General features: G+C 69.7%; 19 protein-coding genes. 5 read left to right on the top strand and 14 right to left on the bottom strand.

Features of this window, described 5'->3' with window-relative positions:
- Positions 1-121: 121 nt before the first annotated feature.
- The 10 genes from EL340_RS13455 to EL340_RS13415 form a co-directional block, all read right to left on the bottom strand.
- Entirely contained in the window at positions 122-922 is an 801-nt protein-coding gene (locus EL340_RS13455) for a ParA family protein (RefSeq protein ID WP_126415043.1), read from the bottom strand.
- A 50-nt stretch (positions 923-972) separates the two neighbouring features.
- Positions 973-1,488 carry a single-stranded DNA-binding protein gene (locus tag EL340_RS13450; protein ID WP_126415042.1) on the bottom strand — a complete coding sequence of 172 codons (516 nt, stop codon included), beginning with the start codon at positions 1,486-1,488 and terminating at the stop codon, positions 973-975.
- A gap of 17 nt (positions 1,489-1,505) precedes the next feature.
- Positions 1,506-2,267: a DUF2786 domain-containing protein gene (locus EL340_RS15030; RefSeq protein WP_164719400.1), complete on the bottom strand. Its 762-nt coding sequence runs from the start codon at positions 2,265-2,267 to the stop codon at positions 1,506-1,508.
- Entirely contained in the window at positions 2,264-2,485 is a 222-nt protein-coding gene (locus EL340_RS15025; protein WP_164719399.1) for a hypothetical protein, read from the bottom strand. Before EL340_RS15025 ends, EL340_RS15030 begins: the two co-directional genes overlap by 4 nt.
- Positions 2,473-2,892, bottom strand: coding sequence for a DUF6248 family natural product biosynthesis protein (locus EL340_RS15020; protein WP_164719398.1), 420 nt, complete (start codon positions 2,890-2,892; stop codon positions 2,473-2,475). The genes EL340_RS15025 and EL340_RS15020 overlap by 13 nt, the downstream gene beginning before the upstream one ends.
- Complete coding sequence (locus EL340_RS13440) at positions 2,889-3,116, bottom strand: hypothetical protein (protein ID WP_126415040.1); 228 nt, start codon at positions 3,114-3,116, stop codon at positions 2,889-2,891. The genes EL340_RS15020 and EL340_RS13440 overlap by 4 nt, the downstream gene beginning before the upstream one ends.
- Before the next feature lie 853 nt (positions 3,117-3,969).
- Positions 3,970-4,827 carry an alpha/beta hydrolase gene (locus EL340_RS13430; protein ID WP_126415520.1) on the bottom strand — a complete coding sequence of 286 codons (858 nt, stop codon included), beginning with the start codon at positions 4,825-4,827 and terminating at the stop codon, positions 3,970-3,972.
- Between the two features lie 209 nt (positions 4,828-5,036).
- Positions 5,037-6,566, bottom strand: coding sequence for a DEAD/DEAH box helicase (locus EL340_RS13425; RefSeq protein WP_126415038.1), 1,530 nt, complete (start codon positions 6,564-6,566; stop codon positions 5,037-5,039).
- 485 nt (positions 6,567-7,051) lie between these two features.
- Entirely contained in the window at positions 7,052-7,957 is a 906-nt protein-coding gene (locus tag EL340_RS13420) for an EamA family transporter (RefSeq protein WP_126415037.1), read from the bottom strand.
- Positions 7,958-8,105: 148 nt separating this feature from the next.
- Positions 8,106-8,924: an undecaprenyl diphosphate synthase family protein gene (locus EL340_RS13415; RefSeq protein ID WP_126415036.1), complete on the bottom strand. Its 819-nt coding sequence runs from the start codon at positions 8,922-8,924 to the stop codon at positions 8,106-8,108.
- A 382-nt stretch (positions 8,925-9,306) separates the two neighbouring features.
- Between EL340_RS13415 and trhA the strand changes: the two genes are divergently transcribed.
- The 5 genes from trhA to EL340_RS13390 all read left to right on the top strand — a co-directional run bounded on the left by trhA (position 9,307) and on the right by EL340_RS13390 (position 13,244).
- The gene (gene trhA, locus EL340_RS13410) at positions 9,307-10,035 is read left to right on the top strand and encodes a PAQR family membrane homeostasis protein TrhA (protein ID WP_126415035.1); all 729 of its coding nucleotides are present in this window, start codon (positions 9,307-9,309) and stop codon (positions 10,033-10,035) included.
- A 332-nt stretch (positions 10,036-10,367) separates the two neighbouring features.
- Positions 10,368-10,853: a GreA/GreB family elongation factor gene (locus EL340_RS13405; protein WP_126415034.1), complete on the top strand. Its 486-nt coding sequence runs from the start codon at positions 10,368-10,370 to the stop codon at positions 10,851-10,853.
- Between the two features lie 120 nt (positions 10,854-10,973).
- Positions 10,974-11,537 carry a hypothetical protein gene (locus tag EL340_RS13400; protein WP_126415033.1) on the top strand — a complete coding sequence of 188 codons (564 nt, stop codon included), beginning with the start codon at positions 10,974-10,976 and terminating at the stop codon, positions 11,535-11,537.
- A gap of 91 nt (positions 11,538-11,628) precedes the next feature.
- Complete coding sequence (gene msrA / locus EL340_RS13395; RefSeq protein WP_126415032.1) at positions 11,629-12,345, top strand: peptide-methionine (S)-S-oxide reductase MsrA; 717 nt, start codon at positions 11,629-11,631, stop codon at positions 12,343-12,345.
- 164 nt (positions 12,346-12,509) lie between these two features.
- Complete coding sequence (locus EL340_RS13390; RefSeq protein ID WP_126415031.1) at positions 12,510-13,244, top strand: hypothetical protein; 735 nt, start codon at positions 12,510-12,512, stop codon at positions 13,242-13,244.
- 537 nt (positions 13,245-13,781) lie between these two features.
- On the opposite strand, the gene EL340_RS15760 is transcribed toward EL340_RS13390, so the two are convergent.
- The 4 genes from EL340_RS15760 to EL340_RS13375 all read right to left on the bottom strand — a co-directional run bounded on the left by EL340_RS15760 (position 13,782) and on the right by EL340_RS13375 (position 17,193).
- Positions 13,782-13,913, bottom strand: coding sequence for a hypothetical protein (locus tag EL340_RS15760; protein ID WP_269471636.1), 132 nt, complete (start codon positions 13,911-13,913; stop codon positions 13,782-13,784).
- Positions 13,914-13,970: 57 nt separating this feature from the next.
- Positions 13,971-15,881: an ABC-ATPase domain-containing protein gene (locus EL340_RS13385; protein WP_126415030.1), complete on the bottom strand. Its 1,911-nt coding sequence runs from the start codon at positions 15,879-15,881 to the stop codon at positions 13,971-13,973.
- Between the two features lie 145 nt (positions 15,882-16,026).
- Positions 16,027-16,584: an NADPH-dependent FMN reductase gene (locus EL340_RS13380; protein ID WP_126415029.1), complete on the bottom strand. Its 558-nt coding sequence runs from the start codon at positions 16,582-16,584 to the stop codon at positions 16,027-16,029.
- Between the two features lie 54 nt (positions 16,585-16,638).
- A complete protein-coding gene (locus EL340_RS13375; protein ID WP_126415028.1) occupies positions 16,639-17,193 on the bottom strand; it encodes an NADPH-dependent FMN reductase in 555 nt (184 codons plus the stop codon).
- Positions 17,194-17,307 lie beyond the last annotated feature (114 nt).

The following is a 17,307-nucleotide window of genomic DNA, read 5'->3' as shown; positions in this document are numbered from 1 at the left end:
TTGCCAGCATTGCCGCTATTGCTGGCATTGCTGGCGTTAGCGGCTTGGCCGGCGGTCAGCGCTGCAGGGTCCGGGCCTGTCGCTTTTGGGATAGAGACTGCTCGTCGGCGGGGCTGTGGCTTCACCTGACTGCCTCCTTGCCCTGGTTAGTGAGGACGTGGCGCGCTACGGCCTCGATGGCGGCGACGTAGGCGGACGCCTCGCGTCGAGGTACGGGTACACAGTTGGTGGCCGCGATGGCGACGATTTCCCTCTCGGGTAGAGGGTGGTCGATGATGCCGGGGCCGTATGTGTCGTGGAGCTCTTTGCGCCATACTGCGCGATCGAGCCGGTCGTTTCTCCAGCGGTTGATGAGGATGCCTGCGGTGGTGAGGTCTGGGTTGTAGTACCGCCTGACCGTGTCGATCGTGACAGCCAGTTCACGGACGCCGTCGACTGATGATGCGCGGGGTTCGGTGACGATGAGGACGTGCGTGGCGGCGGCGAGTGCACTGAGGGTCAGCGCCCCCAGCGATGGTGGACAGTCGATGATGACGGCGTCGTAGTCGTCGATGGCGCCGTCCATGGCGGTGCGTAGGTGGAACTCGCGCCCAGGGCTGTTGTCGGCTTCGCGTGAGGCGAGCTCGCGCTGTGCTGGGATGACGTCGATACCTGTCCAGGCGGGGCCGGCGGGGTGGATGGCGGCGGCTAGGGCGCCGGCGCCGGCCTGGCTGGTGGCCACGGCGGTGAGGACGTCGTACAGCGTTCGACTCTCGGTGGGGTCGAGCTCGACGTCGAGGATGCTGGTTGCGTTGGACTGGGGGTCGGCGTCAACTACGAGGACGCGGTGCCCATTGCGGGCGAGGGCGTCGGCCAGGTTGACGGTTGTCGCGGTTTTTCCGACGCCGCCTTTCTGGTTGGCGACAGCGATAACGATGGGCATGTGGTTGCTCCTTGGTGTACTTGTGGGAACGGGGCGGCGTCGTTGCAGCCCTAGAACGGGGGCTCGTCACCGATGGTGGTGGGGCCGCCCGTGGCCCACGGGTCATCTGCGGCGCCGCCGGCGGGGGCGTTGTACCCGGACTGGCTCTGGCCGCCGAAGCCGCCGCCCTGGCCGCCACCGAAGCCTCCCCGGCCGCCGCCGCGCGGCTGGCGGGTGACCTGGGCCTTGGCGTAGCGCAGGGAGGGGCCGATCTCGTCGACCTGCATCTCTACAACGGTGCGCTGCTCTCCTTCGCGGGTGGTGTAGGAGCGCTGGGTGAGGCGTCCTTGGACGATGACGCGTGTGCCTTTGGTCAGTGACTCGGCGATGTTCTCGGCCATTTGTCGCCATGCTTGGCAGGGCATGAATAGGGTTTCGGCGTTCTTCCATTCGCCGGCGGCGCGGTCGAAGGTGCGTGGTGTGGAGGCGACGGTGAAGGAGGCTACCGCTGCCCCGGAGGGCGTGAAGCGGAGCTCGGGGTCTGCGGTGAGGTTCCCGATGATGGTGATGATGGTGTCTCCGGCCATGATGGTGTCTCCGTTCGTTACTGGGTGATGAGGTTGGGGTTGAGGTCTTTGATTGTTTTGTTGGTTGGGCTTCCGAGGCCTGATGCCCAGCCGTCGTCGTGACCGTCGGCGACGCCGGCGGGGTCGAGGGTTAGGTCTTTGGGGGCTCCGAGGTTGAGGCTGTTCATGTGGTCTTCGAGTCTTTGCTCCTTGGTGCGTAGTACGAGGGCTGTGCTGGTGTCTCCGGAGTTGGTTCGTTCCTGGACGGCTTCCTGTCTGGATGACTTGATTCGTTGTGCGACGCCTTCGGCGTAGCCGTAGACGTATCCGGCTCGGAGCTCTTTCTTCTCGACTGGGGTCATCCACTGGTAGTCGTAGCGGTGGCTGCGTCGCCAGGTGGTCCAGGCGAGGGCGGTCTGGGCGATGAGTGAGCTGGCTAGTGGGATGAGGGTGTCGAGCTCGGTGCGGAAGGCGGCGATGTGGACGGTGATGCCGGGGCCGGTGTCCGTGTGGTATCGGCGTCGATTGTCGTTGTAGTAGATCCGTGCTCCTGAGGCTCTGGCTACCCTGCCTATCCCGAGTACCTGGGCGAGCGAGGGTGTTGAGGGACCTCCGGGGACGAAGATGCTGGTGGTGGTGATCTCTTCGGTGTGGGCTGTGTTGAGGTCGAGGGAGGTGATGGTGTGTCTGGCCATGAGTTTGGCGGCACGGTTGGCGGCGACCTCGCGTTCGTGTGGAGAGGCTGAGGAGTCCTCGGCGATGGCCAACAGCTTGCGGATGGTGTCGGTGACGGCGCTCATGCTGCTTCTCCGATCTGCTTGTTGGTGGTTCGGGTGGCGCCTGGTAGTGGCTTGATGTGGACGGTGCCGGTGTCGAGGAGCTTTTCGATGGTTTCGAGTTCTTGGAGTGTTTCCTGTAGGAGGGTCTCGCCGGCGGCGACGCGGTTGCGGACGCTGCTCGTGAGCTCGTTCAGGGCCTCCATGAGCAGGAGGTGTTGCAGGAAGTTCAGGCACTGCATGGGGTTGCTCCTTCTTTGAGGAAGTCGTAGATGGTGGTCTGCTGGCCGTCGTTAGGGTCGGTGGGCTCTTTGAGGGCGCCGTGGTGGTCTTCGCGGGCACAGCAGCAGCGAGCGTCGTGCTGGACGCCGGCCTCCCAGAGTTGCCAGCTTTCAGCGCCGCCAAGGGTGGGGACCTGTTCGTCGGCGGTGGTGATCCAGCCAGCGGGAGCGTTGCTGAGACTGGTTGTCCACTGGGCATTGCGTGGGTCGTTGTGGGCGCATGCTGCGTGGTGGCCGGATGCGCAGTGGCCGCATGGTCCGTACTCGCAGGGGCACATGACTAGTACTGCTGGTGTGGATTTGTAGGTCTTGCGCATGGTCGGGGTCCATGCGTGTTGGCGTACCCATGCGGCCTCGAGGTCAGTCATGCTGTGCATGGTGTCTCCTCGGGTGTCGGGGTTTCGACCTGGACGGCGACGACGTCGGCGATGAGCTGCAGAAGGTTCTGGTAGTCCTCAAGGAACGCGTTGGTTGACAGGTCGGTGAGGTCGGGGTTGTTCGCTCTGTTGCTGAGGTCGGTGACCTGCTCCTCGACTGCGAGGGTGAGCAGCACCTGCTGGGGGAGGGTCAGTGGGATGGTCTTGAGTGTCATGGTTGTCTCCTGGCTCGGGGTGGTCTTGCCGGGTTTGCTGGCATTGCCGCTATTGCTGGCAACTGCTGCAATGCCAGCAATCGGGAGGAGACGGTCCCCTTGGGAGGGGGTGGTTCCGCGTCATTGCAGGGGTTCCGCCGTGGCGGACTGGGGGCTTCATCGGAGTGCCCCCTTGCTGCCGTCATTGCTGGCATTGCCAGCAATAGCGCTATTGCTGGCAATAGAGGCGCAGTGAGTCCAGTAGTTGCGGGCGAGCACATCGGCGTGCTCGAGCCAGACGATGATGCTTCTACGGACTTTTAATCCGAAGGTCGTGGGTTCGAGCCCCACAGGGGGTACCCCCCGCCGCCTCGGCCCCGGCGTAGATTTCCTGGCGGCCTGCGAGGCAGGCATTGAGGTCATCTCGACTGACGGCGCTGAGCGCCGACCCGCAGGTCGCCCAGCCGAACCGACCTGAGACAACCACAGGGGGTCGGCAAAGTTGGTGGGTGGGGGTGTCTGAGCCGTTTTGACGGGGGTGGTGTGTCGCTAGGACGGGGGCGCGGGCCCCGCAGGGACGATGAGTGGTGTCTAATCAATCCCTTCGTCCTGGGAGCCCGCGCCGATGTCATCTTCCACCACGACCGCCTTGTCGCGCCAGCCCCCGACGAGACTCATAAGGAATGCCCGCGAAGGAGGCTCGGTGCCTCATGTAGGAATGCCCACGAAGCTCGTGGACCGAGGCGGGCATGGGAAGCGAGTTGCCCGCCGTAGGCCAGAGCCAACCCGGCAGGCATCGGCCCGACAAGGCCGCACGCACCGCCAGGCCCAGGCCACCCGTGCCCGGCCCTTCTTAAGCCACCGGCAGGTGAGCTCAGCCGCCCTCCTTGGCAGCATCGAGCACGCGACCGAGGTAGCGGCCGAACTTCTCGGTGATGCTGCCGTGGTCGTCGTCGGGCCACTCGCTCCAGGTATGGCTGAATCCCGCCGAGCGGTAGTAGGACAGGCTGTTGCGGGCGCGCTCGATACCGTCGAAGCCGTCGACGCCGTCGCCGGGTACGTCACGCGTCCCGGTCACCCAGTTCAGGAAGAGGCGCCCCTTGACGTCATCGGAGAACGTCGCCGTCGCACTCTCCGGAGCTTCGCCGCCCCCGAAGAGAAGGAAACCGCCACCGGCCATGCGCTCGGCGTAGGCGGGGAAGAACCACTGGCTGATGAACTCCGAGCCGCCGGAGTAGCCCACGAGCCAGACCCGCTCCGTGCTGGCCCCGCACTCGGCCACCACGTACTCGAGGGCCTCCTCCAGGTAGCGGACCTTCTCATCCTGGTCATCCAGCCACCAGATCCCCTCGTCCCCGGGAGAACGTACCGAGACGACGTCGTAGCCACGGGCGCCCGCCGCCTCGACGACTCCCCCGGCACCGGCCAGGCCACCGCGGGACCTCGCACTCCGGCTCTGGCCGCCCTGGCTGTGGAAGGGCTGGCCGTCGCCGTCGAGGTAGACGACCAGCCCCACCGGCACGTCGGCGGCCGCGTAGAAGATGCAGTCTGAGGTCTCGTCGTCGGTGTCGGTGTAGGAGAACGCGGCAGGGACCGACAGGTCCCCCGACGTCGGCCGCAGGCTCGGGGCAACACTCGCCCCTCGTGAGCGCAGGTGCGACGGCGGAGTGGGGTGCACGGCCGCCTGCTGCGGCCCGCGAGAAGCGCACCCGGCCAGGAGCAGACTCGCCATCGCGCCGGTCAGGGCACGCCGCGAAAGGTGTGCTGTCACGATCTCCACTCACTTTCCCGGTCATCATCAGCCACTCGACCGTAGCACCGCCGGTCTGCTCCCGCGCGGCCAGCACCGCCATCCAGCGGCTCTGAGGGGCGCGAGCGCGGAGCGGCCCGACGGCGTCGGCCTCCGAGGCCTCCCTCTCGGCCCTTATCTCGCGACGCAGCCTAAGCCGGGTGTCCACCGCCCCGCTTGGCCCCGTGGCGCCGTCCGCCACTTCCGCCTCGCCCGCCGCGCCCGGCGGGCTGACCGGTGGAGTGGCCGCCCCCTCGCACGCCGCTCCCACCGCTCCCGCTGCTCCGCTTGGACCCGCGACCTCGACCTCGGCCTCCGCCCCCGCTACGGCCTCCGCGGCCGGAGCGGCCTCGCCCGGCCTCCCCATGACCGTGTCCGGGGCGCCCGGTGGATGCCCGCCCGCTGGGGCTGCCGCCCTTGACGGCCACGCCCTCGGGCATGTCCTCGAGCGCGACGGCGTCGGCGACCTGCCCCACGAGGGCCGTGACGGCGTCGTCGTCGGGCCGGATGCGCTCGATATCCGCGCGGATCCGCGCCTTCTTGAGCAGGACCTGGACGTCACGGCCCTGCTCGGGCAGCACGAGGGTGACTACGGTTCCGGCGGCCCCGGCGCGGGCGGTGCGACCGGACCGGTGCAGGTAGGCCTTGTGCTCGGCGGGCGGGTCGACGTGGACGACCAGCTCGACCCCGGAGACGTCGATACCGCGGGCGGCGATATCGGTGGCGACCATGACATGGACCTGCCCGGCGGAGAAGGCCCGCATGGCGCGCTCGCGCGCGTTCTGGCTCATGTTGCCCTGGAGCTCGACGGCGGGGATGCCGGCCTGGACGAGCTTGCGGGCCAGGCGCCGGGCGAGGTGCTTGGTGCGAGTGAACAGGATGCGCTGCCCCTGCCCGGAGGCGAGGCGGCGCACAATGCCGTCCTTGGCGGTCTTGTCCGCCACCATCCACACGCGGTGGGCCATGGCGTCCACCGGCGAGGTCGAGGGGGCCACGGAGTGCAGGAGCGGGTCGTGCAGGAACTCCTTGACCAGCGTGTCCACTCCGTTGTCCAGGGTGGCGGAGAAGAGCAGGCGCTGGCCGCGCTGCGGGGTGGCGCGCAGGATGCGGCGGACGTTGGGCAGGAAGCCGAGGTCGGCCATGTGGTCGGCCTCGTCCAGGACGGTGATCTCCACCTCGTCGAGCTCGATGAGGCCCTGGCCCATGAGGTCCAGGAGGCGCCCAGGGCAGGCGACGACGACGTCGACCCCCGCCTTGAGGGCCTTCTCCTGAGGCTTGGCGGAGACCCCGCCGAAGATGGTGGTCACGTCCATGTCGACCACGCGCGCCAGGGGCTCGATGACCTCGGCGATCTGGAGGGCGAGCTCGCGGGTGGGGGCCAGGACCAGGCCGATGGGGTGGCCGGGGCGGGCCTTGTCCTGCTGGGCCAGGCGCTGGACCAGCGGGAGGCTGAAGGCCAGGGTCTTGCCCGAGCCGGTGCGGCCGCGGCCGAGGACGTCGCGTCCGGCGAGGGTGTCGGGCAGGGTGGCGGCCTGGATGGGGAAGGGCGCGGTGAAGCCGCGGGCGTCGAGGTCGGCGGCGAGGTCGGCGTCCACGCCGAGGGAGGCGAAGGTCGCCTCCCCGGCGGCCGGGGTCTTCCCGGAGGCGAAGCGGCGGGAGGCGGAGGGGCGGTGTGCGGCCACGAGGGTCCTGTCGGTTGGGACCGCGGCACGCCGGCGCGAGTCGCTGGCAGCGTGCGCGTCGGTGCGTGAGGTGCCGGCGTTCGCGGCTCGACGGCGCACAGCGTCGGTGAGTCGACGCGTGCCGGGACCGGGGCACCAGCCAGGCCGGGCGGCGCCCGGACCAGAAGACATCCTGCCCGAGATTCCGCCGCTTCCCAAGGGCATCGCTCACACGCGCGGCGAACACTCCGGATTCACTGGGCCTTCACGACTCACCCGAGAGTTCCCGAGCGGCTGGGCCCGCCGGGGTACGGCGAGGACCGCCCCGTAGCACCCCAATGTGTCACTCTGGGCGACTTTTCATCCAGCAGCTGCTCACCGTTGCAGCCGGCGAGCCGTCCTGACCAGCGGTTTCACGGTGCAGCACAGTCGTGAAGCCCGCAGGGCGGCGGAAAAGCCTGCGGAAAAGTCTCCGCTTGTGACATTTTGAGCCCGTATGCCGCCGGCTATCGGCGCGATGGGCGCGGCGAGCGCCCGTCCGTGCTGGCCAGGGCGACGGCCGCCGAGACCAGTGCCAGCCCGATCACCTCCCAGGCGCCGGGCAGCTGGCGCAGCACCACCACCCCCACCAGCATCGACGTCGCCGGCATGAGCGAGGACAGCAGCGCGAAGGTGTCGGTACCCAGCCGCTTGAGCACCACCTGATCGAGGCCGTAGGGCACTGCGGTGGACAGGAGCCCGACCCCCAGCGCCATCGCGGCGGAGGCCACCGAGGTCAGGGCGATGCCTGCCGTCCCGACAGCGAAGGGGGCGTAGACCAACGCCCCGAAGACCATGCCCACGGCGAGCGAGTCGATCCCGACCCCGGCCGCGGCCACGCGTCGGCCCAGAAGAATGTAGGCCGCCCAGGCGACGCCCGCCCCCAGCGCGAGCAGGACACCCGCCCTCTGGCCCGGCTGGCCCAGGTCGATACCGAGCCCGGAGATGGACACGACCCCGAGGAGCGCCAGCACCGCGGCGCAGCGCGGCCGCCAGCCCCGTCCGGTGAGGGCCGCGACGCAGACCGGGCCGAGGAACTCCAGGGAGACGACCGTGCCCAGCGGAAGCAGCGAGATCGCCGCGTAGAAGATGACGTTCATCGTGGCCGTCGCCGTCCCGAAGGCGGCGGCCACCGCCAGCGTCCTGCGCGTCCACCTCGTCCGCCAGGGATGCCGGACCGCGAGGAGCACGGCGGCCCCCACCACCAGGCGCCACCAGGCCACCGTGGTGGAGGGCATGAGCGCGAACAGGGAGACAGCCAGCCCCGCACCGAGGTACTGGGAGGAGGCGGAGACGACGAAGACCAGCGGAGCCGGAACCCTTCCCGCGAGCGCACCAACCGGACCGCCCTCACCGGCGGCGCCGGGGCTCATGCTGCGGGGAGAGCGGGGACTGTCACTGACCACCCTCGTATTCTCACCCGTCTCCTTCGCCGTCTTCTCCCCCGCATCGCCGCGGGCTCTTCACCCGTGACCCACTCGCGGCTGCCCCGCAGCCGCAGCCCCGCGGCCGTGGACCCGGCTACCTGCCCAGGCGGCGCTCCCGGCCGGCGAAGTCGCGCAGCGCCCGCAGGAAGTCCACGCGCCGGAAGGCCGGCCAGTTGACCTCGCAGAAGTAGTACTCGGAGTGCACCGACTGCCACAGGAGGAAGCCGGAGAGCCGCTGCTCGCCCGAGGTGCGGATGACCAGGTCGGGGTCGGGCTGACCCTTGGTGTAGAGGTGGTCGGTGATGTCCTCCTCGTTGAGGGAGGCGGCGACCTCCTCCAGGCTCGCCCCTGCGGCGGCCCGCTCGCGCAGCAGCTCGCGCACGGCGTCGGCGATCTCCTGACGCCCCCCGTAGCCGACGGCGATATTGACCTGCATGCGCCGGCCCTCCGGCTCGGCGGCCGCTCCCGTCTCCCCGTTCGGCTCAGGGCCGTCAGCAGCCAGCGGCTGGGACCTGGCGACGGCGGCGCGCAGGCGCTCGGCGAGCGGCTCGGGCAGGAGGTCGACGGCGCCCACGAGCCGCAGGCTCCAGCGTCCGGTCTCAGCGAGCTCGTCGACGGCGTGGGCGATGATGTCCAGCAGGGGCGAGAGCTCGGCCGGGTCTCGGGAGAGGTTGTCGGTGCTCAGCAGCCACAGGGTGACGACCTGGACCCCCATCTGCTCGGCCCACCCGAGGAACTCCTCGATCTTGTCCGCGCCGCGCTTGTGCCCCTGGGCGGCGCCGAACCCCATGGACTTGGCCCAGCGCCGGTTGCCGTCGAGGATGACTCCCACATGGTGCGGCACGGTGGCCCGGTCGATGCGCGCGGCCAACCGGCGCTCGTAGATGTCATAGAGGAGGTTGTCGCCTGCCATGCCGTTTCCTCAGGGTTCCTCGGTAGGGGTGTGGGGACGGGGACCCGACGGCGCGGGGCCATCTCCAACGGTATCGCGCGCCGTCCCTCCCGCGCTGGGCGAGACGGCTAACAGCCGGGTCAAATCCGGCGTTCAGGTTCGTCCAGGACTACCAGGGCACAACAGGGGCGTATCAGGACGTTCGACCGCGTCGACCGGCTCAACGCCCGTCGGGGAGACGGTCGGCACGACCACCGCAGAGGGCGAGCGTGCCGCCCGGATCACATCGCTCTCCAGACGGCTACCACCACAACCTACGCTCACGTAACCTACGGACTCGTAAGGTCTGCAACCGACCTCGCCTCGACCTCGATCCACGCGACCCAGAAGGACGCTCTCGCCCATGTCACCGACATCGTCACCGACGCAGTCACCGACGCCGCCGGCACCGGCTCCGCGTCGCAGTGCGTCCACGAGCGCCAAGGGCGTCATCGCCGCCGTCAAGCCGCGGCTGCGCGGCTGGATCCACGCCGGAACCGCGCCGCTGGCCCTGGCCGCGTGCATCGTGCTGACGGTGCTGGCGCCGGGGGCGGGCCTGAAGTGGGCCTGCGCCATCTACCTGACCTGCTCGCTGCTGCTGTTCGCCAACTCCGGCGTCTACCACATCGGCACCGGCCACTGGCCCGCGAAGGTGGCGTCCACGCTGCGGCGGATCGACCACGCGAACATCTACCTGCTCATCGCCGGCACCTACACACCCCTGTCGGTGGCCCTGCTGCCGCCGCGCACGGCCGCACTGGTCCTGGGCATCGTGTGGGCCGGCGCCGCGATCGGTACGGCCACGAACCTGCTGTGGATGAACGCGCCGCGCTGGTTCACCACCGCGCTCTACATCATCCTGGGCTGGGTGGCGATCTGGTTCCTGCCGCAGTTCTGGAGGACTGGCGGCCCGGCGATCGTGTGGCTGCTGGTGGCCGGCGGCGTGACGTACACGCTGGGCGCCGTCGTCTACGCCCGCAAGACCCCCGACCCCTCGCCGCGCTGGTTCGGCTTCCACGAGATCTTCCACGTGTGCACCGTGGCGGCGTGGGCCTGCCAGTGCGTGGCCTGCTTCCTGGCGGTGCTGCGGTAGCGCGGCAGGCGGACCACGGGACCGCGGCAGGAGGCGGGAGCGCCGCCGCGCACCGCCACGCCGTCGGGCCGGCTATTGTTCCTACCGGTTTTCCTGATAACAACAGCCGACGCCGATCGAGCAGGTCAGCGCCGATTCACCCGCCTCCGGACACACTCTTGAGGCAGTCGCACCCCAACACCTTCCGCCGAGCATTCAGTGTTCTTCCAGGCTACGGCGTAGACTCGCGCTTCAAACCCGGTCGGCCCTGTGAGGAGCCGCCGGGTGTCGTCGTCGCAAGGTGGCCCGGCAGGCCGCTGCGCGACCAGCACCAGTCATCCAAGGAGGACCCCATGTCCGAGCAGTCACAGGGCACCTGGCTCACACAGGAGGCCTACGACCGCCTGTCCGCCGAGCTCGAGCACCGCAAGACGACCGAGCGCAAGGAGATCGCCCAGCGCGTGGAGGCGGCCCGCCAGGAGGGTGACCTGAGAGAGAACGCCGGCTACCACGCGGCCCGCGAGGAGGCGGGACTCAACGAGGCGCGCATCATCCAGCTCGAGGAGACCCTGGAGAACGCCCAGATCGGTGAGGCGGCCGACGACGGCTCGGTCTCGGCCGGCACGATCGTCACCGCGAAGGTGGCCGGCAAGGAGCAGGTCTTCGCCCTGGGCGGCCAGGAGATCACCGAGGACGTGCCCGACGGCGTCAAGGTCTTCTCCCCCGATGCCCCGCTGGGCCAGGCCCTCATGGGTCACCGCGCGGGCGACACCGTCTCCTACGAGGCCCCCACCGGCCGGGAGATCAAGGCCCAGATCGTCAAGGTCGAGCGGGTCTGACCCTCCCCTTCCACCACCTCTCCGCCGAGCCGGGCATTTTTCGCGTAGGACAACAGAAATTCTGTTGGGCACCGCGAAGAATGCCCGGCTCGACGACACCCAGACGGGACACTCTCATCCATGGGCTTCTCTCTTTATCTCTACAAGATCGACGGAGACCGACTCGTCGACCCTGATCGCGACGGCGTGAAGGCGTTCTTGCGACGGCGTCGACTGCATATGAAGGTCATACCGCCCTCCAGTGCGGACCGTTCCTCGTCCGCAACCCTGCTCAACGAGGACGGATCCGACATCAATATCGACGGGCTCCAGGACTTCCACTTCTCCCACGTGCTCGAGGAGGACGAGGCGATGACGGCGGGAACCGGGCACGCCCACCTCACTGCCGGTGAGTGCGACTTCATCTTTGACCTGTGCATCTCGGCAGGTTTCATGATCGTCAACCCTCAGGGAGGCCCCTCCTACATCGTCCCGCGCGGCAACCACACCGCTGAGCAACTGCGCGCCATCACGGAGAACATGAGCGAGGCGGATCAGCAGCAAGACATCGTCGTCGTCAACAGCGGTGCAGAGCTTCAGGCCTTGCTCACCGGCAGATTCCAGAACTTCCTCGATTGGCGCGAGCGAGCCCTCACTCAGTTGGGGGTAAGCAGCTCCGGTTCGGAGTCCTCACCGGACACCTGACTGACACCCACCCTCACGTCTCGCCCCAACCGCTCCTCGCGGTCAGTGAAGCGCGGGCGGGAATAGGGCTCTGGCGCAGTAGCGTGTCCTCATGTTCAACGCCCTTCGTCACTCGCTCAGCGGCGCGGCGCCGGCCGGCCGCGAGACGCCGGTCCTGCCCACCCCCGGAGACCACCCGGTGCTGGGGACACCCCTGGACGGCCCCTGGCCCGAGAGCAGTCGGGTCCTCTACCTGGCGGCCGGCTGCTTCTGGGGCGTGGAGCGCATCCTGTGGCGCCAGGACGGCGTCATCTCGACGTCGGTCGGGTACATGGGCGGCCAGACCCCCAACCCGGCCTACCAGGAGGTGTGCACCGGGGCGACCGGTCACGCCGAGACGGTGCGCGTCGTCTACGATCCGGCCGTGTGCGGCGAGGGCGGCGAGACGCTGCTGCGGACCTTCTGGGAGAACCACGACTCCACGCACCTGAACCGTCACGGCAACGACGTCGGCACCCAGTACCGCTCGGCCGTGTGGACGACGACGCCCGCCCAGCGCGAGGCGGCCGCAAGGATCCGCGAGGCCTTCCAGGGCGAGCTGACGCGCCTGGGCCTGGGCATGTGCGTGACCACCATCGAGGACGCCGCGGACGCGCCGGCCGACTTCGGTGGCCCCTACTACCTGGCCGAGGACTACCACCAGGCCTACCTGCACAAGAACCCCAACGGCTACTGCAACCACGGCCCCAACGGCGTCACCTGCCCGGTCGGCATCACGGACCTGCCCGCCCAGGTCGACGTCCTGGCCCCCGGCGACGCTCCGGCCTGAGGCAGGGGCCAGCCACCCCACCTCAGCCTTTGAAGGTTAAATCACCAGGGTTCTCACACGTTGCCTTGAGACACTCGCCACCGGTCGCCGGCCCGCATTCCCAGCGTTGAGCGCCCGCGACCGCTTGACCTGTTTCCCTGCGCACCACAGGAGGCTCAACCCTGATGAGCAGCCAGCAGCCCGCCAGCACATCGTCGCCGGACCAGGCACCGGACCGCACGGAGCCGGAGACCCACTGGTCCGAGGACGCGGACTTCCAGTGGCGCGCCGCGACCGAGCTGCTCATCGCCCTGGGGGTTCCGCGCTCCACCGCCCGTCTCACCCGCGACCTGCGCACCTCCATCGCCCACCTGGAGGAGGTTGACGCCCGCCTGCCCCGCGACGGCAAGCCCCTGCCCGAGGCCGACCGCCTCACCCGCAACAACGCCGTCGGCGACGTCGCCCGGGCCATCCTGCCGCTGGCGCACGCCACCTTGGAGCAGATCCGGGCCGAGGAGCTGCGCACCGAGGTGGTCGGGGTCGACTACGACGCCCTGTGCGACGCCGTCGAGCAGCTCGAGGCCACCTACCGTGCCGGCTGGTGGCGCGCGGCCGAGCGGGAGGGCGCCGACTTCTTCCTGCGCGAGGTCGAGGCCCTCGACCGTCTCAACGTGCCTCCCATCCGGGCCACCTGGCGCGACGCCGGCAGGATCGTCAGCGTGCTGCGCAAGATGCCCGACTCGACGCTTCGCCGCGTGGCCCGCACGAGCAACCCCATGACGCTGCGCTTCAAGGTGCTGTTCGGCCTCCAGGCCGGCTACCGCGACGGCCTGTTCGACAACACCATCTCGATCCCCCGCCTCATCCACACCAGGACCAGCGAGTACCGCAGCGAGTACCGGGCCGGCTCAGCCGCCTAGGGGCTGTTGCGAAAACAGGATGAAGCACCAGCGCGGTCGTAGGGTAGGTCGCGCGTTCGTACCCTCTACCCCTCGAACGCGAGACATAAGGTACGACCGCGACATCGGGTGACTGGTGAGGGACGGCCCCCACCCGGACATACGCAACAGGACCTAGTGCAGACCAGGTGGCCGCGCCTCCGTGCCGGCCGCGACGAGCGGGTCGACGCCCGACCAGGTCCGGTCTCACAGGCGGATTCACCGCAGGGCGCCGCCCCGAGACGGCCTCCGAGAGGCGGCTGGTGTCCACCAGGGACGACTTTGACAGCAGCTAATCGTCGGTATCTGGAAGTAACAGAGGGCTGACCTGTACTGTCGTGAACGGCGCTCTTGAGCCTCCGATTCAAAGTCGTCCCATACGGACAAATTCGCCGTTCGTTGCGGCCTGATCGTGGCTGGCGGGTCGATCCGGCGGAGGTGGGCACGGGGCTCACTGGCGAGGAACTGGGCGCACCCATCTCGCGGGCGGGGACATGTTGCGCATGCGGGTGCAGGATTTCAGCCCTCGGTGGCGTCGAAGGTCGCCAACCGCGCGGAACGGCCCCCGTAGGGGTGGATAGTCCCCGCACGCGGGAGGCAACGCACCGTCGTCTTGTCCTTGTAGCGGTCAACCGTGGACTGTCCCCGCACGCGCGAGGCAACGAGGCACAACCCTCGTGGCCACCATCGGCGTGACGGAGATGGTCGTCAGGCCAGCTCCAGCTTGCGGTAGCGGCTGACGGCGGCAGCGACATCGACCATGCGCGGGCGCACGAGGAAGGCGGGCCGCTCGCGCTCGTCGGTCAGGGCGTCCAGCCCCTCGTCGTTGAGCAGGGCTTCGAGGTCGTCGAGGCACTCGCGCAGCGGGGAGACCCCGTCGAAGCGCTGTTCGAGCAGGGCGCGCAGGGCGTAGGCGATGGCCTCGGCCTGGCCGGGGTCGACGACGCCGCCGACGTCGGAGATGTCGATGTCCTCGCGGTCCAGGACGAGGGTGGAGGTGCCCTGGGCCCGGGTGCGCACAGGCCCCCGGCGGGTGCGCGGCGGGGCGGGCTCGGGCACGCGCTGGCGGGGCGCGGCGAAGTCCTCCAGCTCGGTGAGGGGCCGGGGCTGGTCGGCCACGACCTGGCGGGCCCGCTCGGTGACGTCGCGCAGGTGGTAGGCGTCCATGAGCAGGACCCGGTCGGCCACGTCCAGGTAGTCCCCGGAGCCGCCCATGACCATGACCGTGGAGACCCCGCGCCGGCGGAACAGCGCGGTGATGCGGTCCACCAGCGGGGTGATGGGCTCACGGTCACTGGCGACCAGCTCGCGCATGCGCGAGTCGCGGATGAGCAGGTTGGTGGCGGAGGTGTCCTCGTCCAGCAGCAGCACGGTGGAGCCGGCCTCGACCGCCTCGATGATGGAGGCGGCCTGGGAGGTGGAGCCCGAGGCGTTGCGGGTGGTGAAGGAGGCGGTCTCGCGCCCGCCCGGCAGGTGGGAGATGAAGGGGGTCAGGTCCACCCCGGTCACGGCGCGCCCGTCGGCGGCCCGTACCTTGACGGCGTCGGGGACCGTGGCCACGAGCTCACGCCCGTCCCCGGGCACGTGCGGGTAGACGCCGCGCTCGATGGCGCTCAGCAGCGTCGACTTGCCATGGTAGCCGCCGCCGACGATGACGTTGACGCCGGCCTCGACGACGGTGCCGCGCACGCGCCCGGCGTGGGGCAGGTCGACCTCGGCGGCCATGGAGTCGGGGGCCTCAAGGGGGATGCCGTCGGCCAGGGGCTCGTCGCTGACGCCGGAGCGGCGCGGCAGGACGGCGCCGTCGGCGAGTAAGGACACCCAGCCGTTGCGGGCCACGGCGGCACTCAGGGCCCGGTGGTCCTCGAGGGTGGCGACGTGGCGCACGAGCCGGTCGCCCCGCTCGCCGGTGAGGTCCATGGCCTCCTCCAGCTCGCGCACGAGGTCGCGCCCCACGATCCGGGCGGCCTCGTTGCCCCGGATGGAGCGGCCCTGGGCAGGCAGGGCCAGGCGGGCACGGACCTCCAGGACCCAGCCGGACTTCTCGTCCGTGTCATCCGGGCGCACGATGACGCTGGAGCGCTCAAGGATCTCCTGGCCCGGGGAGGCGATCGACAGGGCGGTGCCGCGGAAGCCGGCGTGCAGCTGTCGGGTGAGGAAGTCGCCCACGGCCAGGCGCCGGTCGACGTCGGCCAGCAGGTCGGCCTCGTCGAGCAGGGCCAGGCTGTGCAGGTCAGCGGGCACGTCCACATGGATGCGCGTGGGCGGGGCGTAGGGGTCGGACTGGACGCGGTCGATGTGCAGGACCCAGCCGGCGGGAGCCCGGTAGCGTCCGACGATCGCCTTGTAGGCGGCGTAGGAGCGCCCGTCGAGGGCGTGGAGGTGGCCGACGAGGTCGGCCAGGAGGCCGTCGCGGGGCTCGTCATCGTAGACGCGGCGCGAGCGGCCGCGCTCGCCGCCCCGGTGGCCGCGGTCACCGCCACGGTCCCCTCCCCCGCGACCGCCTCGGTAGCCGCGGTCGCCGCCGGAGCCGCCCCGGTAGCCGCGGTCACCACTGCGGTCGCCGCGTCCGTCTCTGTCGTCCCGGCGGGAACCGCCTCGCTCGCTGCGCGCAGTCATGGTGGAAACCCTACCCACCGACCGGCTGCGTCCGCGCAGCCGAAGCAGGTACGGCGTCGCCGTCGGCACCACCCTCAGGTGGCGACGACGGCGACGTGACGAGCCGGAGGGACCGGCCGGCTACCCGGCCGTCCGGGCTCGAGCCTCAGCGCAGGGAGGCCAGGGCCTGGGACGAGGCGACGACGTCAGCGACCAGGGCCGGCACCTCCGTGTCACGCGCGGGCGTGGGAACGAAGGTGGAGAAGTTCTCGAAGTCCGTCTTCATGTTGAGGCCGATCTGCCGGCGCGCCACGGAGGCCTGGAAGTTGGCCAGGATGACGCGCAGGGCCTCAGCCGGTCGGACGCCGCCGGTCGAGGAGTAGGAGACGATGCCGACTCCCTTGTGGGCCAGGGCGACGGGCTCGAGGAAGTCGATGGCGTTCTTCAGCGCACCGGGGATGGACCAGTTGTACTCCGGGGTGACGAAGATGATGGCGTCGGCGGCCTTGATCCGCTCGTTGAAGGCGGCGCCGGCGGGGTCCGTGGGGGCGGCCATGGCCGGCGGGGCGGCCTCGGCGAAGACGGGCAGGTTGAGCTCGGCCAGGTCGACGAGGTCGACCTCAACGCCCTCGACGGCGGAGGCCTGGTCGACCACCCACTGGGCGACGGCGCCTCCGGCTCGGTTGGGGCGCACGGAGCTGAGGACAACGGCGAGACGGGTCATGAGTTCTCCTTGATGAGGGGTGATGCTGCGGACGGGCCGGCGAGCGGGTGGCCGTCAGCGCAGGGAGGCCAGGGCGTCGGAGTGGGCGACGACGTCGCGCACCATGGCCGGGACCTCGGGGTCGTGGAAGGAGGCCGGTGAGAAGGAGCCGTCGGCGAAGTCGGTGTTGAGGGAGAGGAACACGTTGGAGGCCACGACGGTGGCGCCCATGCCCTGGAGGATCTGCTGGAGGTGGCTGACGGCGCGGATGCCGACGTTGTAGGAGTAGCCGACCACGCCCACGCCCTTGTTGGCCACGGCGCCGGGCTGGAGGAAGTCGATGGCGTTCTTCAGGGCCCCGGGGATGGAGAAGTTGTACTCGGGGGTGACGAAGATCAGCGCGTCGAAGGACTTCAGGGCGGCGTCGAAGGCGGCGCCGGCCGGGTCGGAGGGGACGGCCATGCGCGGGGGGATCTCCTCGGAGAACAGGGGCAGGTTGAAGGAGGCGATGTCGACGATCTCGGCGTCGACGCCCTCGATCTGGTTGGCCTGGTCGACCACCCACTGGGCGATGGCGCCACCCACGCGGTTGGGGCGGACGGAGCCGACGACGACGGCGAGACGGGTCATGGTGTTTCTCCTGGTGAGACGAGTCGGGGCGCGGCCGGCGTCAGGTGGAGGCCACCGGGGCGCTCTCAACGCACCCGGCCGCGACAAGTGATTCGTCAATAACCTTATGGGAGT

The organism is Actinomyces viscosus (assembly GCF_900637975.1).
Taxonomy (GTDB): Bacteria; Actinomycetota; Actinomycetes; order Actinomycetales; family Actinomycetaceae; genus Actinomyces; species Actinomyces viscosus.
Note: the sequence above shows the minus strand (reverse complement) of the source record. Positions and strands in the feature narration are given on the sequence as shown.